Raw genomic sequence first — 24,394 nt, 5'->3', positions numbered from 1 at the left:
ATGAGAGAGGGATATCTGATTAGCCGGATTATTGAGCGAACCGAAACAAAATGGCAATGAATTTGTGACCGGCAGATGCGCGGAAAAGTTCGCCATCGGGCCATAAATGAGACCCGGACGAGGGAAAATGACTATGGGACGGATCATTCGGATTGCCGCAGCCCAAATGGGGCCGACACAGAAAGCCGATACGCGAGACCAAACGGTCCAGCGCATGATCGCCCTGCTGGAAGAGGCCGCCTCAAAAGGCGCCACACTCGTTGTCTATCCCGAACTCGCGTTTACGACATTCTTCCCGCGGTGGCTGCTCGAAGGAGCGGAGCTTCTGAAGGAATATGAACGTTCCATGCCTAATCCTGACGTCCAGCCTCTGTTCGATCGGGCGAAAGAGCTCGGTATCGGCTTTTATGTTGGTTATGCGGAACTGACTCCGGAAGGGGAACGTTTCAATACCAGTATTATTGTTGCCTGTGATGGCACGATCCTTGGCAAGTATCGCAAGGTCCATCTGCCGGGTTCGGTCGAACCCCGGGCTGGCGCGAAATTCCAGCAGCTTGAAAAACGCTATTTCGAATATGGTGACCTCGGTTTTCCGGTTTATCGGGCTGGAGCGGAATGGTCCGATGCCCTTATCGGCATGCTGATCTGTAATGACCGCCGCTGGCCGGAAGCCTGGCGCACGCTCGCTCTGCAAGGGATGGAACTGCTTTGCGTCGGCTATAATTCCGCCGCCTATGATCCAAACGGTGGCGATACCGAAAGCGCTGATCTGCGCACCTTCCATGCCCAGCTCGTTGCGCAGGCGAATGCTTACATGAATGCCTGCTGGGCCGTGGCTGTGGCCAAGGCAGGCGACGAAGACGGGTCCTGCCTGATCGGTGGAAGCTGCATCGTTGATCCGAACGGTCAGATCGTGGCCCAGACCGAGACCCTTGCCGATGAAGTGATTGTCGCGGACTGTGATCTTGATCTCTGCCAGCAGGGCAAGACCAAGATGTTCAACTTCGAGGCACACCGGCGGCCACAATGGTATACCCGCATCACAAGCCAGACGGGCGTCGTCTACCCGGAGGACGAAATCGGCTGATGACGTCGGCATTCCGGACACTCCTGTCTCTGACGGCCTGTCTCCTCTGGGGGCATGTGGAGGGCGCACAGGCGTCTTCCGGAGTGCTCCGGATTTCCGTCAATCCGATTTATCCGCCCCTTGAATTCCGCGATCCGGTCACGGACCGCCTGACCGGTTTCGACATCGATTTCGGAAATGCCCTTGCGGCCCGCATGGGCGTGAAGGCCGAATGGGTCGAGACGGCCTTCCCGCAAATGATCCCCTCGGTCCAGAGCGGCCGTACCGACATGATCCTCAGCGGATTTTCCGACCGTCCCGAACGCCGCGCCTTTCTGGATTTTCTGGACTATCTCAAATCCGGCGCACAGGTCCTCGTCCTTTCAGAGGGCGAAGTCCAGAGCCCCGAGATGCTGTGCGGACGAAAGGTCGCCGCCAGCCGCGCCACGTCCTTTCCGTCCATGATCCGGCAGTGGAGTCACGACCACTGCGAGGCGCAGGGACGTTCCGCGATGGTGTTCTACCCGTCCGAAAGCGGGGCCGACGCCCGGATACAGCTCCTTCAGGGGCGCGTCGCGGCCATGGTGCAGGGGGGCGAGACGGTCGGATATTTTATCGACATCACCCATCACGCCTTTCGCAGACTTGGAAATCCCCTGTCGAACATGCTTCTGTCGATGGCCTTTCCCAAGGGGCACACTGCCCTGAAAACGCAGGTCGCTCATGCTTTTGCCGATCTCAGGGCAGACGGAACCTATGCGCGCCTTCTCCAGCGCTGGTCCCTTGAAGATGCCGCGCTCCCCACTACAGACTCAGACGGATCCATACCATGACCAGAACGACAGAGGCTTCCCGGCTTCTTGCCCTGCCGCGCGGAGGGCGTATCGCATGGACGCAGATCGCTTCGGGCGTCGTGCTGCTCGCCCTCTGTGCCTGGATCATTCATGCGTTCGCCGTCGGGCAGATCGAATGGCGCTATGTCGGTCAGTTCCTGTTCGTGCCGTCCATCCTGCGCGGCGTTGGCGCCACGCTGCTGATGGCGATATGCGCTATGGCGCTGGGCATGGTCGCGGGTATTGTTCTGGCACTGGGCCGGCTGTCCACAGCGTGGCTGCCCCGCATCGTCTCGGGACTATATGTCTGGCTGTTCCGGGGCGTGCCGGTCATCCTGCAACTGCTGATCTGGTTCAACCTCGCGCTGATCTTCCCGCATGTCACCCTGCCGGGCATCGGCTCGTACCGGACGGTCGATCTCATGACGCCGTTCCTCTCGGCGCTGTTCGGGCTGGGGCTCAATCAGGCTGCCTATATCGCCGAAATCTTCCGCGCCGGTTTCCAGAGCGTGGATCGCGGACAGTATGAAGCCGCCTCCGCCATCGGCATGACGCGCCTGATGGCCATGCGACGCATCATCTTCCCGCAGGCTTTCCGGACAGTCATCCCGCCGCTTGGCAACGAATTCATCAACATGATCAAGCTGACCTCACTCGCCAGCCTCATCCAGTATCCCGAAGTCCTGCACAATGCGGAGACGATCTATTACGCCAACACGCGCGTGATCGAACTGCTGATCGTCGCAGGCTTCTGGTACCTCACGGCCGTGACTGTCCTCTCGCCGTTGCAACACCTGCTGGAATGCCGCTTTTCGCGAGGAAAATCCTCATGACCGAACCTGCGATCTGGATCAGGAACCTGCACAAATCCTTCGGCGCGAACCCCGTTCTGCGCGGTGTGTCGCTCGATATTCCTCCGGGACAAGTCGTCTGTGTCCTCGGCGGTTCCGGGTCAGGCAAGACGACGATGCTGCGCTGCATCGCCCAGCTTGAAACAGCGGAAAACGGACTGATCGTCATGAACGGCGAACTGCTCGGTCTCCGGGAACGCAACGGACGACTGGTCCCCCGAAGCGCGCATGACATTGCCCGTCAGCGGCGTCTGGCCGGTATGGTTTTCCAACGCTTCAATCTGTTCCCGCACATGACGGCGCTTGAAAACGTCATGGAAGGGCCGGTCCGCGTGCAGAAGCGCGCGATTGCGGAAGTCCGGTCCGAAGCGCTGGAGCTTCTGCGCAGCGTCGGGCTGGAGCATCGCGCGGATCATTATCCCGGGCAGTTGTCCGGCGGTCAGCAGCAGCGCGTCGCCATCGCCCGCGCTCTGGCGCTGAAGCCTGCCGTCATGCTGTTTGACGAACCAACCAGCGCGCTCGACCCGGAATCCGTAGGCGACGTTCTGGCCGTCATGAAAAGCGTCGCGGCCAGCGGCGTGACGATGCTGGTCGTTACCCATGAACTCTCTTTTGCCCGGGAAGTCGCCGATCGCATCCTGTTCATGGATGGCGGCGTCATTCTGGAAGACGCCCCGACCGCCGACTTCTTCGGAACCCCACGCGAAGACCGCACACGCGCGTTCCTCGCGGCGGTTCTCGGCCAGAAATCAACAGCCTGATACTTTCCAAGCGGAGATACTCCCATGATTCGCAGCTACGATGATGTTCCGATCCGCCCCTCGAACCTCGCGGGTCCAGCGCCGGAATTTCCATGGCCGCACGGGATGCGGGCCGCGATGATGCTGTCTTTCGACATCGACGCCGAAAGCGCCATCACCAGCAAGGACCCGTCCCACGCGGACAAACTCGTTTCGATGTCCTATGGCGGTTATGAAGCCCGCGTCGGACTGCCCAAGGTCCTCGAACTGCTGCGCGAACTGGACCTCAAGGCCACGTTCTTCACGACCGGCTGGGCCGCGGATGCCTATCCGTCGATGGTGGAAAGCGTCCTGCGCGACGGCCATGAAGTCGGCCATCACGGTTATCATCACCTGCTGCCCGATCCCGGATCGGCACATATCGAGGACGAACTGGCACGCGGTTTCGAGGCACTGGCCAAGCAGGGTGTCCGCCCTGTGGGCTACAGAGCGCCCTATGGCGAAAGTTGCGATGAACTGCGCACGGCGCTCAAGCGCGAAGGCATGCTCTATTCCAGTTCGTGGCGCGACGATGTGCGTCCCTACCGCCAGGTCCTGCCGGATCTTACGCCGGGCGTCGTCGAACTCCCGCCGTCCTCCTGTTTCGATGACTGGATGCACGGTCTCAGCACCCGCTTTGGCGCGCGCTCGATCTTCCCGAAAGAACATGTCCTGTCCATGTGGAAGGACGAGCTGGACGAAACACGCGCCTGGGGCGCCATGGTCGGCACCGTCCTGCACCCACTGGTCAGCGGCCGTCCGATGCGCCTGCGTTTGCTGCGCAATTTCCTGTTCTACACGATCGAATGTCGTGACGTCTGGATCGCGACCGGAGAGCAGATCGCCCGTCACTTCGAGGCGTGTGAAGCGGCCGGGTCGACCGCACCATGACCGCCCGTCCGATCCGCATTTCCGGCCTGCGACAGGCCGTTCTGTGGGACGAGCGTAGTGCGGGGCATGTCTATGCGCCCGACACCGACCTCGTGATCGAGAACGGCAGGATCGTTTTCGCCGGCCCGGCATCGGAACTGCCGGACGTGTATGCCGCATTGCCGGTCGATGTGGACGGGCGCGATCTCATGGCTATGCCCGGTCTGGTGGACGTCCATTCCCACCCGGCGACGGAACCCATGAGCCGGGGCATGTTTGACGAACTCGGCTCGCCCGGCCTGTTCTATTCGTCCCTTTACGAATACATGCCGGTGTTCCGCGCCGATGCCGCCAGCAAGCCCGACTGCGCACGCGTGGCCTATAGCGAAATGCTGCTTTCGGGCGTGACTACGGTCGTGGATCTCTCCACCCCATGGGCCGGCTGGCTCGATGCGGCGTCGGAAAGCGGATTGCGCGTCTGTCTGGGGCCGATGTTCCGTTCGGCGGTATGGAAAACCACGAACGGCTATACCGTCGATTACAGCTGGAGCGAGGACGGCGGCCAGCGTTCGATGGACGAAGCGCTGGAAACCGTGGACGCAGCCGAGGCCCACGCATCGGGCCGTCTGTCCGGCATGATCGTCCCGGCCCAGATCGACACCTGCTCGCCCGAAATCCTGAAAGCCTCATTCGCCGTCGCAGAAAAGCGCGACCTGCCGTGGCAGACCCATGCGGCGCAGTCGATCGTCGAGTTTCAGGAAATCACCCGCCGCCACGGCATGACGCCCGTTCAGTGGCTCGACAGTCTGGGCGTGCTCTCCCGCCGCAGCATTGTCGGACATGCGATCTTTCTGGATGACCATCCCTCCACGCCCTGGCACACGAAACGCGACCTCGACATCCTCGCCAGCCGGGAGGCCGCCGTCGCCCATTGCGCCACGGTTTTCGCCCGTCGCGGTTACGTCCTGAAGGATTTCGGACGCTACAAACGCGCCGGAATCCGCATCGGACTGGGCACCGACACCTATCCGCACACCATGCTCGACGATCTGCGTCTGACGGCCTATCTGGGTCGCATACAGGAACAGAGCCCCGAAGCCGTCTCCACGCGCGACGTGTTCGATGCCGCGACCTGCGTCGGCGCCTCGCTGCTCGGACGGGATGATATCGGCCGCCTGAAAACCGGCGGCCCGGCCGATCTGGTTCTGGTCGATCTGTCGCATCCGATGATGCGCCCCTCGATCGACCCGGTACGCTCGCTCATTTTCTCCGCTGACGACCGCGCCATCCACTCCGTCTATGTGGCGGGCCGCAAGGTCGTGGAGAAGGGGAGGGTGCTGACGATGGATTATGAAGGCGCGACCGCCCGTCTGGTCGAGGAGCAGGCGCGGATCGTGGGCTCCGTCGCCCAGCGTGACCGACTGGGCCGTTCGGTGGACACGCTCGTGCCGCCGACCTTCCCGATCCGCCGATGACGTGCTGCGCGATGCCCCCGTCTGTGGCGCGCTTTCTGTGGCGCGCCTTCGCGGTCACCGCGCTGCTGGGTCTCGGTTCCGCAAGAGCCGAGGCCCCTGATCTCCCGCTGGGGCTGTATCCCAGCTATCCACCGCTCGATATGCGCGACACCACAACGGGCGACCTCGAAGGCTTCGATGTCGATCTCGCAACGGCCCTGAGCCAGCGGATGGGCATGACACCCCGGATGGTCGAGACGGGCTTCGCACAGCTCATTCCGTCCCTTCTAACGGGCCGGATCAGGATGTTTTTCAACGGCATGGTGGATACGCCCTTAAGGCGGGAGAGCGTGTCTTTCGTTGATTACCTGCAATCGGGTTTCCAGTTCGTAACGCTCTCCGGCGATGCTCACGCCCCCTCCAGCCTTCCCGAACTCTGCGGCCGCCGGGTGGCCGCCAGCCGCGTGACCTCCGTCCCGGCCGAGCTTCTGGCCTGGAGCGACCGCAACTGCGCGGCCAAAAAACGTCCGCCTGTCCTCCTGTTCGCGACCGAAAATTCGGCGGATGCGCGGCTTCAACTCCGCGAAGGCCGCGTGGTCGCGGCCCTGCAGGACAGCCTGACACTTCCCTGGACGGTTGAAATCAGCGGCCACACGCTTCAGGCGCTAGGCGAGCCGTTCCATCTGTCCCCGCTGGGGATCGGGCTGCCCAAAGGAGACGCCGACTTCACCTGCCGCGTCTCAAAAGCGTTTTCAGCCCTGCAGCAGGACGGCACCTATCTTGCCCTGATCCATAAATGGCACCTGCCCGAAAGTGCGGCCCTTCCCACACAACCCGTTCCCAAGGCGTGTACCGATCATGCTCCCTGACCGTATTCTCGTCATCAATCCCAATTCCTCGTCTCAGGTGACGCGTGCGATTGATGCGGCGCTTGCCCCGATGCGCAGTCGTACGCCTTTTCGGATCGATGTGATCGATCTTCCCGACGCCCCGCCCGGTGTTGCATTGCAGAGCGATGCGGACGAAGTGGCACCCATGGTCCAGCGTGCCATCCGCGCCAATCCGGCCGAGGCTTACGCCGTTGCCTGTTTCAGCGACCCGGGCGTTGCGGGCGCGCGCGAAAATACGCCGGGCGCTGCGGTCCGTGGGATCGGGGAAAGCGCGATCCTGCATGCCCTGACCCGCGCAGACCGCTTCGGCATTATCGCCCTATCCGAAAAATCGGTCTTCCGTCAGCGTCGTCTGGTGCGCGGGATGGGCGTGAGCGAGCGCTATGTCGGCAGTCTCGGTATCGGCACCACAGCCGCCGGAGCCACGGATCATGCTCTGCTCGACAGGATGGTTAATGCGGCAAAACGCCTTGTCGATCAGGGCGCGGACACGATCCTCATGGGCTGTGCAGGCATGGCGCATTTTCAGCCGTATCTGGAAGATATCTGCCAGCGCCCCGTGATCGAACCCACCCGCGCCGCCGTTGCTCTCCTGATCGGAGACCTCACCCTCAGGTCCTGATGGGCGCTCGGACACAGGCCAGAGCCCCAATCCCCGTAAGTCCCAGAAAGACCAGAAATCCGTCAGCCATCCCCCAGTTTCCCAGGATCGTAACACTCCAGGACATGGCGAGCGGCACCACGGCAACGGACAGGTTTCCCAAGAACTGCGTCCACGACGACAGCTGTGCCGTGGATGATCCTCCAAATTCCTGCACGCAGGCCCAGATCGAAATCTGACCCAGCCCCAGAAAGGCTGCGGCCACAAGTGCGAGCGGAAGCATAGCGGCGCTGCGTGATGTCATCAGGGCCACAGCAAGAAAGGCGGTTCCCCCGCCAAGACCAGCAATTCCGAGCGGGACACGGGCGCTCCACTGCGACAGGCCCGCGTGGAGCAGCTGGTCCGAGGCAAAGCCTCCCAGTAGCTTTGAGAGCAGGATAATGAGGTATGAGGCGGAAACATACCACCCGACATGGCTCATGTTCAGATGGAACATATTCCGCAGATAGAGGGGAAACAGCGCCAGAAAGAATCCTTCGACCCCCATCAGGCAGAAATAGGCCCCTCCGATTGTATACAGGCGGGACAGAGCGAACGGCTCCACCGGAACTGCCTGCTGTTGTTGTATGGAAGGGTCTTCTGCTTTCAGGGCATAGGCCAGAAGGATGCCGAAGAGCAGGACCCCGGTTATTCCGTAGATCGCAAAACATAGCTGCCATGACAACGACGTCATGAGAAAAACCGAAAGAGGTGCGCCGACGACTGCCCCCAAAGAAAGCGCTGCCAGAAGAATCGCAATGACAGAAGAGCGATGAGTGGTGCGAAAACGTTGCTGCACGGTCATCAGGGCGGCGGTCCAGTCCGGCGCCTGACCCATGCCGAGAAGGGCGCGGCACAGCACCAACTCCCAGATCGTGCTTGCAAATGCAGTGGCGAGCAGAGCGAAGGACCAGAACAGGCACGCCAGTGCATAAGTCCGGGCCGCTCCCAGCCTGCCGCATACCCACCCGGCCGGAAGCTGACACAGGGCATAGGTGAAGGAGTAAGCGGAAATGATGTTGCTGATCTGCCCCAGACTGCAACCAAGGCTGCTCTGGATGCGGGGCGCCATGACAACCATCGTCTGTTTATCGATGGCCATCAGAAATGTTGCCGGGAGCAGCACCAGTCCAAGAACAAGCCAGGGATTATTCCAGTGCCGCCCTGCCTGCACCATGCCATGCCGGACGGGCAGGGGAGCATCTGAAATGTGCATCGTCGTTAGAAGTCGGAACTCAGGGAGAATGCGACTGCAAAATCGCCCCCGACGTAATAGGTCGGCGTACCTGCCGCAATCGCCGTCCCGAAAATACCCTTTGTCGCATGGGCATTTGTGGCAATGCCGTTGACGCCGGACAGATAATGCTCGTCACCGATATTCATCAGGTTAAGCTGGATCTGCGGATGCTGGGCCGGCCCGATTTTCTGGAAACGATAGCCAGCCGAAAGATTGGCCGTTTTGAATGCAGGAATGCTCTGGTCGTTCATGAAGGTGCTGTATTGTGAATCCACATAGTTGAATGTGAAGTTCCCGAAGAAACGGGTGTCATCATAGCTCAGACCGATGGAGCCGGTGAATTTCGGGGCAAGAACCGAAGCTTTCCCCTTGGTTGGCAGGTAGTCGTTTCCGACCTGAATATTGTTGCCCATTTCGGAATGGAGGTACTGACCCGAAATATACGGAGAGAAATGATGCCATGCCGGAAGGCTCAGTTCCGCCTGTACGCCACGGATCGTCTGGCCGCCACCATTGACCGAGAAGGATTGCGGGCTGTTGTTGACGTATGTAATGCTGGAAATCTGGCGATTGGTCAGATTGTAATTGAACGCTGCCGCCGAGAAATTGACTGCGCCGTAATGGCGGTATCCAATCTCTTCGGAAATCGAATATTCCGGTTTGAGATTACTCGAATGGCTGCTGGTCTTTTTCCCCGTTGTGGCGCTGTAGATGTCGACATAGGCGCTCAGTGCGGCCGGTTCCTTGAAAGCCGTCGAGGCGCTGAAATACACTTGGTCATGCGGCGTAATGCGATAGCTGACCGAAAGCTGCGGTAGCGGTTCGGCATCGTTTTTATTGACGGCATAAGTCGGCCCAGGCAGCGCGCTGGTCGCATGGCGGGAGACCATGACTTCTTTGAACCCGGCATTCAGCACGAGGCGATCGTTGAAAAATTTCATCGTGTCGTTGATGAAAATGGCGTTTGTCTGCTGGATGAGATGGCCGTTATAGGTCCCGATAACCGTTCCTGAAGACGATTTGATCGGATTGCCGCCATACTCGTTCATCACGTTGCCGTTCGGTTCGACCGGCGTGTACGAGGTGTTTTCGTTGTGGTCGAAGTAATCGTACCAGTAACCGACCTGAAGCGTGTTGAATTTATGCTTCCAGGTCAGGGTCGCGTTCTGGCCTCCTGCAGTTTGAGTATAGGCATCGACGTTTTCCACCGTGGCGACATTGTTGACGCTGTAGGGGAGTTGTACCGTGCCGACCGACTGGTCTCCGACGAACATCGAATTCCCGTTAACGTTCGCGCCGCTGTTGATGAAGCCACGCGTATACATGATGTACGGCGTGATCTTGAATGTCAGGTCCGGCAGGAGTTCGAACTCCGTCGGTATGGCGGCGATGACGTTCTGCCGCTGGTTGAAGCGCAGCTTGTAGTAATTAGAGGTTCCGTAAGAGTATTTTCCGGCATAATTGTAGGAAATACCGTACTGCTTCCACTGGCTGAGGGTCGGATTGGTGTAGACGTCCGTGCGCATCCAGTTCCATGCGAAGAACGGGGCGATGCTGTTATGGCCCCATTCCTTCAGGAAGTGGCTATCAACATGGTAGCGCTTCGTATTGCCTGACCCGCGCCAGTTGTTCACTTCCGTATGGGAAAAGGATGTGTAGTTCCGAATCCCGGTATGTCCGATTTCGCCGCTGTCGAGGCGGATAAACTGCCGGTTGAGAGATTTGTTACCACCACTGAGGTCGATATATCCGCCAGCTTTGCGGGAAGGCTGCCGCGCCGAAGCCCGGATCTGCCCGCCTACCGAGTTGTAGACAGGTGCATCAATATCAGGAGAGCCCTGAGAAACGTCGAGATGGCTGATGTTTTCCGTATCGGACCATTCGGTGGCAAAGGGCGTGTAATAAAGGCGGTCGCCTGCGGGCATACCTTCGTAAGTCGTGCCAAGTTCGGTCTGGTTCAGACCACGAATGGAGACGTTCATCCGGTCACTGAGGCCAAGAGGATCATTCGTCGAAACAACCACACCGGGGCTCATCGCAAGCAGGGTGACGGCGTTGGCTGTTGGGGACTGTTTGGCGATATAGTCACGCGAGACGCCGCTGATTGATTTTGCGGCCGTCTGGACAGGCATGAGGCCTCCGCCCGGTGTCGTGTTCGTAACACCGTTGGCGCCAACCACCTGTTTATGGACCGAGATATATTCGTCTTTATGAGGAGGCGCAGCTTTCTTGGTCTGGGGGAGAGTGGCTTTGGCTCGCGGAGCATTGTGTATGAAAGCAGGTTTCCCGCTTTTTGTGCTCGATGCCGCGAGCGACGGCTGAAAGTACAGCGCACAACCCGACAGAAGAAGGATTTTATAACCGTTTTTCGTCAGCATATCGGCAGTTCCGTTCCAGCCAGGGAATTTGGTGTGATGCTGAAACGATAAGCGATACAAACAGCAGAATCTCGCTCTAAATCCACTGGTATAATCAGAATTGGACCTCTCAGTATTTATTCAGCTTATACCCCTTGACCGCCTGTATGAGGTGTTTGAAAAAAGTTTTGATCGAAACGATCAGGCATAAAGAATCTCTGGAATATGTAGTGGCACGAGCTTGGCGGAATGCAGTTCGGCCGTCCGTATGATCTCCGGTTTTCGGAACAAATATTCGACGGATGTGGTGAGGACTGAGGGGCGTATGGATCGAAATATGAGTTCAGGACGGGAATGATGATGGAAATGGATGCCCGCATACAGGCGCTTCATGCGAGATTGCAGGCGATTGTCGGGTCAGAGCAGATCTTTACGGGAAACGAAACGGATCGCTGGGCGAAGGACTGGACAGGACAGTTCGAAGGCAGACCTTTTGCCGTCGTTCGTCCCGGAACGTGCGAGGAAGTTGCGGCCGTCCTTCGTCTTGCCAATCAATACCGTATTCCTGTCGTTCCGATTGCCGGAAATACGGGCCTCAATGGAGGCGCTTACGGTCCGGGGTCCATTCTGGTTTCCGTTGAACGAATGAACAGAATTCGCGAAATCAGGCGCGATGCCCGCGTGGCCGTTGTCGAAGCGGGTGTGATTGTCGCAGCATTGGATGCGGCTGTCGAACAAGACGGGCTGACCTTCCCCCTCGCATTCGGTGCTGCGGGTTCGGCGATGATGGGAGGGGTGCTCTCCACCAATGCGGGAGGAAGCAATGTCCTGCGTTATGGGAATGTGCGCGATCTCTGTCTTGGGCTTGAAGTCGTGCTGCCGGATGGACGCATCCTCGATCTTATGACAGCCTTGAAAAAGGACAATTCCGGCTTTGATCTGCGTGATCTTATCATCGGAGCGGAAGGGCAACTCGGGATCATCACCGCGGCCATCATGAAGCTGCATCCTCGTCCGGCCTATCACGCGACCGCACTCGTCGCGCTTGAGGATCTGAGAGTAGCGCCTGCATTGCTGAATGCTTTTCAGGATGCATCGGGAAATGCAGTGACGGCTTACGAATTCATGTCTCGCAACTATGTTGCCGGATATGAGAAACTCATGCCGACCGCGCGCCGGTTTTTCGATACCGCCTATCCTGCGGTTTTACTGGTGGAGCTTGCAACCGTGCGAAATGAAGCACTGGAAGAACTTCTGGAAACAGTGCTGGCTGACGCCCTGGAGCGGGGGATCCTGGCGGATGCCGTTATCGCACAAAGCGATATGCAACGTCAGGAGATGTGGGCGCTTCGAGAGGCTGCTGCTGAACTCGCTTTTCACAGGCACCCGGTAATTGACACCGATATTGCCGTACCGCTGGAACGCATCGCGGAATATATGGACCGCATTCCAGAAATAATGAGGGCGATTGATCCCGGATTTAGTGATATTGCTGTCGCGCATTTTGGAGACGGAAACATCCATTATACGGTGTGGCCTTCAAAAAACGATCCTATCGTCGAAGCAGCTTTACGCGCTGCTATTGATGCACTCGCAGTTGACATGGGTGGAACATTTTCGGCGGAGCACGGTATTGGTCTTTGCAAACTGCCTTCCATGGCGCGGCATAAAAACGTTTCAGCTCTGGACATGATGCTGGCCATCAAGACGGCCTTTGATCCCAAAGGGATTTTGAATCCCGGCAAGACTTTACCCGGAAGGTCATAGTCTCATGAATGATGTCTGGAAAAATTATGGAAATCAGGAACCTATTTCACAAAATGGAGGGACTGAAAAACTATTAATCGATGGTGCTTTTGTCGTGGATCTGTTGCAAAATGTAGAGCCTTGGTTCTGGATTGTTACGCGATGACGTGAATCCTCTCCAAAAACAGAAAGTGACGCATAGTATAGATGATATCGACCCGCCCGATATAGGCAAGTAACCGGCGTTGAGCAGTATGGCATTGAGTACCCGAAGAGCCTTCCAATGCCACACTGCGTCAGACGTTCACGAAAGAGCCATGCCGTCCAGCTATTTCAAATATAAAAGTAATATTCTTATTATTTAAAGATAAACTTATATCCAATGATATGATCTATTCAGATCCATGGTGATATCAACATATTCTTTTGCATAGGTTTCACTGTTGAGAGAATTTTTCATATAATCTTGTATATTTTTTACCATCTGCGCACGTTTATCCTGGTTGTCCAAAAGAAATTTTATAGCATTACGTAGCGCTTCTGGATCGTTGGGAGGAACAAAATAGACCATGTCATCATTAAAGTAGTCTCTAAGCCCCCCAGTATCGGTTACAATACATGGAACACCCATAACTCCAGATTCCTCTACAACCGTCAGGCCGCTTACATAGTTATTACGTTCCAATGGAACGATAACTAGAATAGCTTTATCATAGAAAGAAGCCATATCATCATTGGTCTTTAAGCCGGCAATGATCATGTTGGGGTGCTTGCCCGCAATGGCGATTGCGGAGGCACTTTGTGTAGCGAGGAAAAATTTCTCATCTTTCATATGAGAGGCGCAAACAGCGAGCGTATTCCAGTCTCGTGAACGATCGTTACCAACAGCTATAATATTTCCCGTATTTTTTTCAGAATACGGAATCATTTCGTCGCAGCGTATTCCGAATTTTGTAAATTCAATTCTGTTATTCGGGAACATTCTTTTTGCAATGTCAGAGTTTACTTTGCTATTAAAAGTCAGGACATCAACATCCCTCAAGAGCCATCGATAAAGCATTTGCCTAATTTTATTTTTAGGCCACTTATCAATCAGCCATACGCTTTGTCCGATAACTTTAATCTTATTCAGAGAGAATAATTTTTTTAAGAGCATAACTCCAAGTGTCTGCGATTCATTGTAGGTCCAAACCACATCTGTTCCGTTTGCGATTTCTTTGCGGTTTCTCCAGACCTGTATAAAATCGAAGCCAAGTATTAACCGTGCAGCATAGCGAACAGATTTTTGAATCGGGTTTTCTTTTACGATATCTTCAGAGTATGTTACTTTAATTTTATCTGAATTGGCTCGGTGGTATCCATAAGCATAAGGCTCATTGGTGCCGAGAATCTTTCCCTGACGGAATCGGTTATTCCAGTTTCTGGCGCCATATCCATAGCTCATCTGGACAAAAACTCTGATCATTACTTACCTCTATTTTTGATGGGTTTTGGGCAAAGAGCAGTGGATTCCAAAGTTTTTACTTTCAAGACTTCAGTAAAAACTTTTATTGAAGGAGCTCTGGCCATGGCTTTGGCAACCAGAAGTTTCGAATATTCCTCATCGCGGATCGATAAAGAAAGAAGGGATGTTTGAAGGTGAAGTTTTTAAAGCGCTATCGATTTGATCGCAAGCCATGAGGGCTTCGTTGATAGTGACATCCATATCAAGATAACGATAAGTTCCTAAACGGCCAAGAAAAGAGATGCCCTTTTGTTGTTGGGCAAGCTCTATATAACTGTTTAACATGCGTTTCTCATTGACTTGCCGGATCGGATAATAAGGAACGTCTTTTTTTTCAGAAAGTCTGCTATATTCTCTAAAGCACACCGTCTTTGAAAATTTATTTTGCTCCCATGGTGCAAAATGTTTGTGCTCAGAGATTCGCGTAAAAGGAACCTGCTCGTCACAATAATTGATAACGGCAGTCCCTTGATAGTCTCCGTCGACAGTAAATCGTTCAAAATCGAGCGTCCTGTACCCAAGACGACCTAATTCAAACTTAAAATAACGATCAATCGGCCCCGTATAAAAAACGTGGGAAAATTTCTCATCAATTTCTTCAAAAGAACAGGAGGTTCTGATTTCAATACCGTCAACGTTAAGAATATTCTGTATTATTGAGGTGTATCCCTCTTCCGGCATTCCTTGATACGTGTGATTAAAATAATTATCGTCATAGTTGAAACGCAATGGAAGTCTTTTAAGGATGGATGCTGGCAATTCCTTGGGGTCTAAGCCCCATTGCTTGCGTGTATATCCATGGAAAAAGGCATGGTAGAGTTCTGGTCCTATCATGCTTAATGCTTGTTCTTCAAAGGATTGAGGGTCTACAATAGACTTGTCAGCCTTCCCGGCGATAAACTCTCTGGCCTCTTTGGGCCCCATAACAGTTCTGAAAAATTGGTTGATGGTGAGTAGATTGACCGGGAGAGAATAGACGCTCCCTTGTGAAATGGCTTTAACGCGATTGATATAGGGATGAAATGTTCCAAATCGTCTCACATAATCCCAAACGCGCTGATCGGAAGTATGGAAAATGTGCGGGCCATACCGATGCACCATTATGCCAGTTTCTGCATCGCGTTCTGTATGACAGTTGCCACCGATATGCGAGCGTTCGTCAACAAGAGTGACTTTATACCCCTGTTCTGCAAGATGGCGGGCTATGACGGCTCCGCTAAAACCTGCTCCGACAACACAGAAAGATAGTGACAATGTGATTTTCCTTGGAAAGGATTAATACATAATTATTTTATAATTTAAATTCGTTGAAGATAGGTGTCAATTTATTATCGTGATCATGGTTACTTTAATAACTATTTAACGATAATGTTGGTTTTCTATGTGGGGCCTGTAGTGTTGTCGGTCCGTTCTTGACGGAAGATGTGCGCTCTTTTTTACTGCCGAAAGGAAGAATTTCTCTTTTTGTGTCTTGAATTCAATGAGATAATAAAGATCTGATCTGCCACTCAATTGTGGAGATGCCTTGTACTCTGTCTCCACGACTCTCAACAGGATTTGGCGAGGAAGTGCGAGATCACGGTTAACGATCTCAGCGACGCTACAGATGAGACAGTGTCTCCGAGCGTAGTGTTCAGGCTGTCCTTAATGCTGCGGGAAAATGTAAAGACATGGACGACTTTTTGGATCGTCGTGCTTCATTTTATTGTGCCAGATTTCGTAGAAGCTGAACTTCTCATTAATTTAAAAAACACAGAAAAGTATTTATCCAAGACAATCACCGGATGATGCAGTGCCGTTTCAGGAAGTGGAAAAGCTGTGGGGCATGCATCTGGCTGGCATTAAAACGGAGCCATGGAGTGTGATTCTGATCTGGACTGAATAGAAAACCTGGGGCGAGCATGATGGCCTGTTCTGCAGCTTTCCGGGCAACTGGGACAGGATCCAGCCCTGTGCGAAAGCGGGCCCACAGGAACATGCCACCGTCGGGGTATGAGAAAATTTCGAGGCCGGCAGTTTCCAGCGACGATATGGCTGCTTTTCGAGCGTTGGTCAGCTTTTCCCGCAATTTCTCCAAATGCAGCCGGTATCGTCCGTCTGCAAGAATGGTATGGACGATGGCTTCGTTCATGGAGCTGCTTGTCAGACTGCTGGCCATCTTGAGGCGCAGGATCCGGGCTGAGATTGTCGGAGGACAGGCCAGAAACCCCACCCGCAGTCCCGGCGAAATCGTTTTTGAGAAACTGCTGATGAAAATGACTCGGTGTAACTGGTCCAGATGTGCCAGAGTGGGGGTATTCTCATCCGCGAGACCGCCGAAAATGTCATCTTCAATAATCATGAAATCATGACGCTCGGCCAGACTGAGAACGTGATGCGTGACAGAGGGGCTGCAACTCGTACCGGTCGGGTTATGCAGCCGGGTGTTGAGGATAAAGGCTTTCGGCTGCTCCGTTCTGGCAATACGTTCCAGTGTCGCCAGGCAGGGGCCATCGTGAAGGCGCGGGATGCCGAGCGTCCGGAGGCCAAGGGCTTCAAGAGCTGGGAAGAGGTTGCAGTAACCGGGGTCTTCCACCAGAACGGTGTCTCCCGGCTGGGTCAGACATCTGATGCTCAGCTCCAGAGCCTGACTGGCACCATGCGTGAGGATGAGTGCCGACAGGTCACATCTGATGCCCTGCCGCAGCAGGAGCAAACGGATCAGCTCCCGAAGACCGGTATGGCCATAAGGATTACCATAGCCCGACATCTCCGGATCGGGACGACGCCCCAGAGCCGTCAGGGCATGACGGATCCCTTCGCGGAAAAGATAGCTGTCCGGCAACCATCCACATCCCGCCTGTATGATGGAGGCGTTGTTTTCATAAGCCCGCTGGAGCATCCATGAGGAGTCGATGGATGGAGTGATGTCCGCAAGCGCGACGAGACCATCAGTCGGTGGATGCTCCTGGCTGAGGACGAAAAACCCGCTGGCGCGTCGGGCCTCCAGAACACCATCGGCGACAAGGCGGTTATAGGCATTGGAAACGGTAAGAGGACTGATACTGCACTGTCTGGCAAGGTGACGGATGGAGGGCAGACGGGTGCCGGGTGTCCAGTCGTGGTTGCGGACGAAGGCTTTGACCTGCTGGACGATCTGGGTGACGAGCGGGGTGGGGGAATGGGGGTCTGTCTGAATCAGGGGCTGGATCATGGTGCTGACTGTACCGGTCGTTCTGGCAGTACAGATTAGGCTCATATTTCCCTGACTGTATATATTCAGTTCCGTTCCTATTCAGGATAGCCTTTTTCAGATGTGACGGCGCTGGCGCATCAGGGCCGGTCATGGATGCACCCATCATCAGTCTGTGAGGCGTATCGTGTCGAAGCTGACCAATGAATTTGACTGTATCGAGACCCTCCGCAAGGGTACGTACTGGATGCCCTTTACGGCCAATCGTCGGGTTCGGGCCGATCCGCAGGCGCGGCTTCTGACGTCTGCGAAGGGGCCTTATTATTATATGCCGGATGGCACGGAGCTTTTTGATACGCTTTCGGGGTTGTGGTGTTCGCCGCTGGGGCATGCGCACCCCCGGATCGTGGAGGCGCTGAAGACGCAGGCCGAGACGCTGGATTATGCGCCGCCGTTCCAGCTGACGAACCCGCAGACGGTCCATCTGGCGGAGCGGATCGCGGGCTTGGCGCCAGATGGAATGGATCATGTCTTTTTCGCCAATTCCGGTTCCGAGGCGGTGGATACGGCGCTGAAGATTGCGCTGGGGTATCATCGGCTGCGTCAGGAAGGGCAGCGTTTTCGCATGATCGGGCGTGAGCGCGGCTATCATGGCGTTGGTTTTGGCGGCATGTCCGTTGGCGGGATTGTCCCGAACCGCAAGATGTTCGCTTCGGGCATGATGCCGGGGGTGGATCATCTGCGGCATACCTACAATCCCGAACACATGGCGTTTTCGCGCGGGCAGCCGGAATGGGGCGCGGATCATGCCGAAGATCTGGAGCGTCTGGTCGGGCTGCATGATGCGTCGACGATTGCGGCGGTGATCGTGGAGCCAGTGCAGGGATCGACGGGAGTGATCGTGCCGCCTGTGGGGTATCTGCAAAAGCTGCGTGAGATCTGCACGAAACACGGCATCCTGCTGATTTTCGACGAGGTCATTACGGGTTTTGGCCGTATGGGCGAAAACTTCGCGGCGCAGCGTTTCGACGTGAAGCCGGACATGATCACGTTCGCCAAAGCGGTCACGAACGGCATTATCCCCATGGGGGGCGTGATTGTGACGGATGAAATCTACAACACGTTCATGACCGGCCCGGAAAATGCCATCGAGTTTGCGCATGGCTATACCTATTCCGGCCATCCGATGGCGACGGCGGTGGCCCATGCGGTTCTGGATGTCATGGAAGAAGAATCCCTTTTCGCGCGGGTCCGTGCGCTGGAGCCGGTTCTGGAAGAGGCCGTGCATGGGTTACGCGATCTGCCGGCCGTTAAGGACATCCGCAATATAGGGCTGACGGCGGGGGTGGATCTGTTCCCTGCCGAGGGGGCGCCCGGTGCGCGGGGGCTGGCTATTTTCGAGCGCGGTCTGCGCGAAGGGCTGCTTCTGCGCTGCACGGGCGATACGATTTCCTTTGGACCGCCGTTTATTTCGACGCCAGAGCAGCTTCGCGGAATGATCGATGGTGTTCGCCGTCTGATCCAGTCCGTTTCCTGAACACCATACCCAGTGAGGACATGACATGCCACTTCTGCATTTCCATCTTGTCGAAGGCCGTTCCGACGGTGAAATCAAGACGCTTCTCGATGCGGCCCATGAGGCCATGCTGGAGGCGTTCAAGGTGCCGCGGGGAGACCGCTATCAGATCGTTTCGGAGCACAAGCCGTCGCGCATGATTGTGGAGGATACGGGACTGGATATTCCGAGGACCGGAAACGTCGTGCTGTTGCAGATGTTCAGTCGGCCGCGCGGGGAAGAGGCCAATGCGCTGTTTTATCGACTGCTGGTGGAGCGGCTGGAGGCCGACTGTGGAATTGCGCCTTCGGACGTGATGATCTCCGTTGTCGAGAACGAAGATGCCCACTGGTCTTTCGGTTATGGTCGTGCCCAGTTTCTGACGGGCGAACTGGGCGGAAAGAAGCCTGACTGAGCGCCTGAGACTTTGGCGTTTCCGGATCAGGGCTTCCCTGATCCGGGTTTGAGCTCAGGGAGTCTCTTTGCGGTGGAGAGCGGCCTGCATGTCCGGGCTGAAACAGGGCCGCTCCACATACTGGCCTGCGCCGCGTGTGACGCGCAGGTCGTTATCGGCCCAGACGATTTTGCCGCCGCTGATGGTGTATCGGGCCAGACCGGTCAGGGTCAGGCCTTCATAGATGTTGTAATCGACATTCTGGTGGTGGGTTTTTGCCGAGACCGTCCGGCTGGCCTGCGGGTCCCACAGGACGAGATCGGCGTCCGCGCCTACGGAGACGCTGCCCTTGCGGGGGTGGATGTTGAAGATCTTCGCCGTGTTGGTGGAGGTGATGGCCACGAATTCCTGCGGGGTCAGTTTTCCGGTCCGCACGCCGTGGTGCCACAGGACGCTCATCCGGTCTTCGATGCCGGGGGTGCCATTCGGAATTTTCGTAAAATCGTTCAGACCCTGTTCCTTCTGTCCTGCACAAAAGCAGCAGTGATCGGTGGCAGTGGTCTGAAGCTGGCCGGAAGCCAGCCCGGCCCAGAGGGCTTTCTGATGGTGTTTGGGGCGGAAGGGCGGACTCATGACATGTTGAGCCGCGCCGAGCCAGTTCGGGTTTTCATAGACGCTGTCGTCGATTACGAGATGCTGGGCCAGAACTTCGCCATAGACACGCTGACCGCGGGCGCGGGCCGCGGCAATGGCGGCGGTGGCTTCTTGTGTTGAGACATGCACGATGTAGATCGGGGCGCCGAGCAGTCCTGCGATGGCGATGACACGCTGGGCGGCTTCTCCTTCCACGGCGGGCGGGCGGGAGAGGGGGTGCGCCTGCGGGCCGGTGATGCCGCGACTGAGGAGATCGGCCTGAAGATAGGCGACGGCGTCACCGTTTTCCGCATGGATGTTGCATAAGGCACCGAGTTCAAGCGCGCGGCTGATGGAGCGCAGCAGGACGTCATCATCCACCATCAGGGCGTTTTTATAGGCCATGAAGTGCTTGAAGGAATTGACGCCGCAGTCCCGGGTCAGGGTGCCCATGTCTTCGTGGACTTTCTCGTCCCAATGCGTGACCGCGACGTGGAATGAGTAATCGGAGACGGATTTTTCCGCTTTTTGGCGCCAGTCTTTCCATGCGCCGAGCAGGGAATGTCCGGGTTCGGGGATGACGAAATCGATGATGGTCGTCGTGCCACCGGCGACGCCTGCGGAGGTGCCTGTATAGAAATCTTCGCTTGCGATGGAGCCCATGAAGGGCATTTCCATATGGGTGTGCGGGTCGATCCCGCCGGGCATGACCAGCAGGCCCCCTGCATCCAGGATGTCGCAGCCTGAGGGCGCTTCCAGATCAGGGCCTATGGCGACGATCCTGCGTGTATCGTCGCACAGGACATCCGCCCTGTGGGAGGTTTCGGCCGTTACGACGGTGCCACCACGGATGAGGAGCATGATTTATCCTTGCACAGGAGGGGGGAAAGCGGGATTTCGGTTAATCAGGACGCGCCCGGTCTTGTCAGCGGGCGGAAAGGGGAGAACGATGTCGGGATGACAGAGACTCTTTCTCCTCCTCACAGGGCCGGACCGGGCGCGCCGCGGCAGGCGGCTGAAGCGGCCATTCTCGCAGCGGCTGAGCGTGTGTTTGGCCGACATGGTTTCCGCGGGGCGAGCATGAATGAAATTGCCCGCGAAGCTGGCGTTCCCAAGCCGAATATCCATTACTATTTCGGGACGAAAGAGGAGCTTTATCGCAGCGTTCTCGAAAACATCATGACGTTCTGGCTGCAGGACGCCGATTACTGGCTGGTGCCGGAACGGCAGGCGCAGGAAGGATTTGAGGGATATATCCGGGCCAAGATGGCGTTTTCCCGCGAGCGCCCGGATGCATCGCGGATTTTTGCCTACGAGCTTTTGCAGGGTGCGGGCAATATCCATCATTATCTGTCTACAACCCTGCGAGAGCATGTGGCGAGACGGGCACGGACATTTGACGTCTGGCGCACGGAGCGCCAGATGCCAGCCATTGATCCGACCCATCTGATGTTTGCCATCTGGTCAATGACGCAGGCCTATGCGGACATGAGCACGCAGATGACGGCTTTGACGGGTCATGCAGTGTTGCGTGATGTCGATTTCGAGGCGGGTTTGCAGACCATCCTGCGTCTGGTTCTGGGGTTCTGCAACGATATTGAGGATCGGGGGTGATTTCAGCAAAGAAATGTCTCCCTGTTTGGTGGTCGGGAAATGATTGTTGCCTGAGGAGAGTGTAATTTCTTGACCGTGTGGTCAAGTTTACGTTGCGTAATCGGTCTGAATTCAGTCATGGTGTGTCACGAAATGCACATGATGGAGAGTTTTCTTCGTGGATCAGACTCCAAATATCGCTGCAAACCGCCTGCCTCTGGACATGCTGGCACGGAATTTTTCGGACGCGCATCCGCCTTTGACGGCGGGACAGGCCACCATCGAATCCGATCGGTGTTACTTCTGTTATGATGCGCCCTGTATTGAGGCGTGTCCAACCGGGATTGATATTCCGGGGTTTATCAAAAAGATTTCGACAGGGAATATTCCGGGATCGGCACGGACCATTCTGGAGTCGAATATTTTCGGTGGAGCCTGTGCGCGGGTGTGTCCGACGGAAATCCTGTGTGAGGGCAAATGTGTCCGTAATACGCAGGAAGACCGGCCCATCCAGATCGGGGCGCTTCAGCGTCATGCCACGGACTGGCAGATGCGGACGGGCAAGCAGCCGTTCAGTCGGGCACCCCTGACAGGCAAGCGGATTGCTGTTGTGGGGGCGGGGCCTGCGGGGCTGGCCTGCGCGCATCGGCTGGCGATGCAGGGGCATGATGTTGTGGTGTTCGATGCGCGCGCCAGAGCCGGTGGTCTGAACGAATATGGTGTTGCCGCTTACAAGCTGGCGGATGAATTCGCACAGAAGGAAGTGGCATTCGTTCTGTCCATCGGTGGGATCACGATCGAAACCGGGATGCTGCTTGGCCGGGATATGACACTAACGTCTCTGAGGGCAGACTATGATGCCGTGTTCCTCGGGATTGGTCATGCGGGGGTCAGGGCGCTGGGGATTGCCGGGGAGTATTTCCCGGGCGTGCATAATGCCGTGGAGTTTATTGAAGAGCTGCGGGCGTCTCCGACGAAATCGGATGTTGCTGTCGGGCGGCGTGTGGTTGTGATCGGGGGTGGGAACACCGCCATTGATGCCGCTGTGCAGGCAAAGCGTCTGGGTGCGGAAGAGGTGACGCTGGTTTATCGCCGGGCTGCGGAGAACATGTCTGCGACTATGGTGGAGCAGGAATGGGCGCAGACGAACGACGTTACGATCCGGTACTGGTCGGCTCCTGTGAGGATTGATGGAACCGAGGACGGCGTTGCGTCCGTCACTTTCGCCCGTGGTGTCGTGAAGGATGGGCGGGCGGTTTACGATCAGGGAAACTATACGCTTGAGGCGGACATGGTTCTCAAAGCAGTGGGACAACTGTTCCTGCCGGACCCTCTGGCGGAGGACGATATCGTGATCGAAGCTGGACGCATCAGGGTGGATGCCGAGGGGCGGACAAGCATGAAAGGCGTCTATGCCGGTGGAGATTGCACGGCTGGCGAGGACCTGACTGTGGCGGCTGTTCGCGATGGCCGTAATGCGGCTGAAGCCATCACGACGGATCTGATGAAGGCAGGGAACTGAGACATGGCCGATCTGAGCATCAATTTTGCTGGTATCCGTTCTCCCAATCCGTTCTGGCTGGCCTCGGCGCCTCCGACCGACAAGGAATATAATGTCCGCCGGGCGCTGGAAGCCGGCTGGGGTGGCGTGGTGTGGAAGACGCTGGGCGAGGACCCGCCGGTTGTGAATGTCAGCAGCCGTTACGGGGCCACGCGTTATAATGGCCAGCGCATGGCCGGGCTGAACAACATCGAGCTCATCACGGATCGTCCGCTGGCGGTCAATCTGTCGGAGATCAAAGCTGTCAAAAAGGATTATCCAGACCGGGCCATTATCGTCAGCATCATGGTTCCGTGTGTAGAGGAAAGCTGGAAGCGCATCCTGCCGCTGGTCGAGGAAACGGGTGCGGATGGTATTGAGCTGAACTTCGGCTGTCCGCACGGCATGTCCGAACGGAACATGGGCTCTGCGGTTGGGCAGGTTCCGGAATATGTGGAAATGGTCACACGGTGGTGCAAGCAGTACACGCGGATGCCGGTGATTGTGAAACTGACGCCCAATATCACGAATATTCTCAATCCGGCGCGGGCTGCTCTGCGTGGGGGGGCTGATGCGGTTTCGCTGATCAACACCATTCAGTCCGTGGTTGGGGTCGATCTGGATGCGATGGCGCCTATGCCCGTTGTGGACGGGCGGGGCACGCATGGCGGCTATTGCGGGCCTGCGGTGAAGCCGATCGCTTTGCGGATGCTGGGGGAGATTGCCCGGACGCCCGATACGTCCGTTCTGCCGATTTCGGGGATCGGTGGGATTTCGAACTGGCGGGACGCGGCCGAATTTCTGGTGATGGGGGCGACGTCCCTTCAGGTGTGTACGGCTGCGATGCACTACGGATTCCGGATCGTGGAAGACATGATCGATGGTCTGTCAAACTGGATGGACGAGAAGGGCTTTGAGACGATTGCGGATGTGACGGGACGTGCGGTTCCGAACTTCGTCAACTGGAACCAGCTCAATCTGAAGTTCAGAACGCTTGCGGCGATTGATCAGGAGGCCTGCATCAAATGTGGCCTTTGCCATATCGCGTGTGAGGATACGTCCCATCAGGCCATTTCCAAGACGCTGCTGAATGGTGAGCGTCATTATGAAGTCATTGATGAGGAGTGTGTGGGGTGTAACCTTTGTGCGCATGTCTGCCCGGTGGATGATTGCATCACGATGGTGCCGCAGCCGGTTGAGGGCGTGCAGACATGGAACGAGCATCCCAACAATCCAATGCGCAAGATCCCCGCAAAAGCGGGCTGATCGCTACGGTCCGC

The 24,394-nt window shown here is 56.5% G+C and carries 21 protein-coding genes; 15 read left to right on the top strand and 6 right to left on the bottom strand.

Features of this window, described 5'->3' with window-relative positions; translation table 11 throughout:
- Positions 1-133: 133 nt before the first annotated feature.
- From JK213_RS07495 to JK213_RS07460, 8 genes are read left to right on the top strand one after another with little or no spacing between them, the layout of a single operon-like run.
- Positions 134-1,087: an N-carbamoyl-D-amino-acid hydrolase gene (locus tag JK213_RS07495; RefSeq protein ID WP_194262610.1), complete on the top strand. Its 954-nt coding sequence runs from the start codon at positions 134-136 to the stop codon at positions 1,085-1,087.
- Positions 1,087-1,899, top strand: coding sequence for an ABC transporter substrate-binding protein (locus JK213_RS07490; protein WP_194262611.1), 813 nt, complete (start codon positions 1,087-1,089; stop codon positions 1,897-1,899). Before JK213_RS07495 ends, JK213_RS07490 begins: the two co-directional genes overlap by 1 nt.
- The gene (locus JK213_RS07485; protein WP_194262612.1) at positions 1,896-2,732 is read left to right on the top strand and encodes an amino acid ABC transporter permease; all 837 of its coding nucleotides are present in this window, start codon (positions 1,896-1,898) and stop codon (positions 2,730-2,732) included. The genes JK213_RS07490 and JK213_RS07485 overlap by 4 nt, the downstream gene beginning before the upstream one ends.
- Positions 2,729-3,511, top strand: a complete 783-nt coding sequence (locus JK213_RS07480) for an amino acid ABC transporter ATP-binding protein (protein WP_194262613.1) — start codon at positions 2,729-2,731, stop codon at positions 3,509-3,511. Before JK213_RS07485 ends, JK213_RS07480 begins: the two co-directional genes overlap by 4 nt.
- A 24-nt stretch (positions 3,512-3,535) precedes the next feature.
- Positions 3,536-4,420, top strand: coding sequence for a polysaccharide deacetylase (locus tag JK213_RS07475; protein ID WP_194262614.1), 885 nt, complete (start codon positions 3,536-3,538; stop codon positions 4,418-4,420).
- Entirely contained in the window at positions 4,417-5,874 is a 1,458-nt protein-coding gene (locus JK213_RS07470; protein ID WP_194262615.1) for an amidohydrolase family protein, read from the top strand. The genes JK213_RS07475 and JK213_RS07470 overlap by 4 nt, the downstream gene beginning before the upstream one ends.
- 11 nt (positions 5,875-5,885) lie before the next feature.
- Positions 5,886-6,722 (top strand): ABC transporter substrate-binding protein, encoded by an 837-nt coding sequence (locus tag JK213_RS07465; protein WP_194262616.1) that lies wholly within the window; start codon positions 5,886-5,888, stop codon positions 6,720-6,722.
- Complete coding sequence (locus JK213_RS07460) at positions 6,712-7,365, top strand: aspartate/glutamate racemase family protein (protein WP_194262617.1); 654 nt, start codon at positions 6,712-6,714, stop codon at positions 7,363-7,365. Before JK213_RS07465 ends, JK213_RS07460 begins: the two co-directional genes overlap by 11 nt.
- On the opposite strand, the gene JK213_RS07455 is transcribed toward JK213_RS07460, so the two are convergent.
- Both JK213_RS07455 and JK213_RS07450 read right to left on the bottom strand, forming a co-directional pair.
- Positions 7,355-8,599, bottom strand: a complete 1,245-nt coding sequence (locus JK213_RS07455; RefSeq protein WP_194262618.1) for an MFS transporter — start codon at positions 8,597-8,599, stop codon at positions 7,355-7,357. The two genes, JK213_RS07460 and JK213_RS07455, sit on opposite strands and share 11 nt — an antisense overlap.
- A gap of 5 nt (positions 8,600-8,604) precedes the next feature.
- A complete protein-coding gene (locus JK213_RS07450) occupies positions 8,605-10,752 on the bottom strand; it encodes a TonB-dependent receptor (RefSeq protein WP_194262619.1) in 2,148 nt (715 codons plus the stop codon).
- 591 nt (positions 10,753-11,343) lie between these two features.
- Here JK213_RS07450 and JK213_RS07445 point away from each other — a divergent pair.
- Both JK213_RS07445 and JK213_RS07440 read left to right on the top strand, forming a co-directional pair.
- Positions 11,344-12,744, top strand: coding sequence for an FAD-binding oxidoreductase (locus tag JK213_RS07445; protein ID WP_194262620.1), 1,401 nt, complete (start codon positions 11,344-11,346; stop codon positions 12,742-12,744).
- A gap of 4 nt (positions 12,745-12,748) precedes the next feature.
- Positions 12,749-12,889, top strand: a complete 141-nt coding sequence (locus tag JK213_RS07440; RefSeq protein WP_194262621.1) for a hypothetical protein — start codon at positions 12,749-12,751, stop codon at positions 12,887-12,889.
- Positions 12,890-13,096: 207 nt separating this feature from the next.
- Here the strand turns inward: JK213_RS07440 and JK213_RS07435 are convergent, their stop codons facing one another.
- The 3 genes from JK213_RS07435 to JK213_RS07425 all read right to left on the bottom strand — a co-directional run bounded on the left by JK213_RS07435 (position 13,097) and on the right by JK213_RS07425 (position 17,420).
- Positions 13,097-14,188, bottom strand: coding sequence for a glycosyltransferase (locus tag JK213_RS07435; protein ID WP_211571322.1), 1,092 nt, complete (start codon positions 14,186-14,188; stop codon positions 13,097-13,099).
- Positions 14,189-14,323: 135 nt separating this feature from the next.
- Positions 14,324-15,481 (bottom strand): UDP-galactopyranose mutase, encoded by a 1,158-nt coding sequence (gene glf / locus JK213_RS07430; protein ID WP_194262623.1) that lies wholly within the window; start codon positions 15,479-15,481, stop codon positions 14,324-14,326.
- 523 nt (positions 15,482-16,004) lie between these two features.
- Positions 16,005-17,420 carry a PLP-dependent aminotransferase family protein gene (locus tag JK213_RS07425; RefSeq protein WP_194262624.1) on the bottom strand — a complete coding sequence of 472 codons (1,416 nt, stop codon included), beginning with the start codon at positions 17,418-17,420 and terminating at the stop codon, positions 16,005-16,007.
- A 226-nt stretch (positions 17,421-17,646) separates the two neighbouring features.
- Here JK213_RS07425 and JK213_RS07420 point away from each other — a divergent pair, with 226 nt between their 5' ends.
- Together JK213_RS07420 and JK213_RS07415 are read left to right on the top strand one after the other, a co-directional pair.
- Positions 17,647-18,936 (top strand): aspartate aminotransferase family protein, encoded by a 1,290-nt coding sequence (locus JK213_RS07420; RefSeq protein WP_228125540.1) that lies wholly within the window; start codon positions 17,647-17,649, stop codon positions 18,934-18,936.
- 25 nt (positions 18,937-18,961) lie between these two features.
- Entirely contained in the window at positions 18,962-19,369 is a 408-nt protein-coding gene (locus tag JK213_RS07415) for a tautomerase family protein (protein ID WP_194262626.1), read from the top strand.
- Between the two features lie 54 nt (positions 19,370-19,423).
- On the opposite strand, the gene hydA is transcribed toward JK213_RS07415, so the two are convergent.
- Positions 19,424-20,842, bottom strand: coding sequence for a dihydropyrimidinase (hydA, locus tag JK213_RS07410; RefSeq protein WP_194262627.1), 1,419 nt, complete (start codon positions 20,840-20,842; stop codon positions 19,424-19,426).
- A 96-nt stretch (positions 20,843-20,938) separates the two neighbouring features.
- Between hydA and JK213_RS07405 the strand changes: the two genes are divergently transcribed.
- The 3 genes from JK213_RS07405 to preA all read left to right on the top strand — a co-directional run bounded on the left by JK213_RS07405 (position 20,939) and on the right by preA (position 24,380).
- Positions 20,939-21,595 carry a TetR/AcrR family transcriptional regulator gene (locus JK213_RS07405; RefSeq protein ID WP_194262628.1) on the top strand — a complete coding sequence of 219 codons (657 nt, stop codon included), beginning with the start codon at positions 20,939-20,941 and terminating at the stop codon, positions 21,593-21,595.
- Positions 21,596-21,797: 202 nt separating this feature from the next.
- Positions 21,798-23,096, top strand: a complete 1,299-nt coding sequence (locus JK213_RS07400) for an NAD(P)-dependent oxidoreductase (protein ID WP_194262709.1) — start codon at positions 21,798-21,800, stop codon at positions 23,094-23,096.
- Positions 23,097-23,099: 3 nt separating this feature from the next.
- Entirely contained in the window at positions 23,100-24,380 is a 1,281-nt protein-coding gene (preA, locus tag JK213_RS07395; RefSeq protein ID WP_194262629.1) for an NAD-dependent dihydropyrimidine dehydrogenase subunit PreA, read from the top strand.
- The last annotated feature ends 14 nt before the right edge of the window (positions 24,381-24,394 follow it).

It is taken from the genome of Gluconobacter sp. Dm-44 (genome assembly GCF_018256175.1).
Lineage (GTDB): Bacteria > Pseudomonadota > Alphaproteobacteria > Acetobacterales > Acetobacteraceae > Gluconobacter > Gluconobacter cadivus.
Note: the sequence above shows the minus strand (reverse complement) of the source record. Positions and strands in the feature narration are given on the sequence as shown.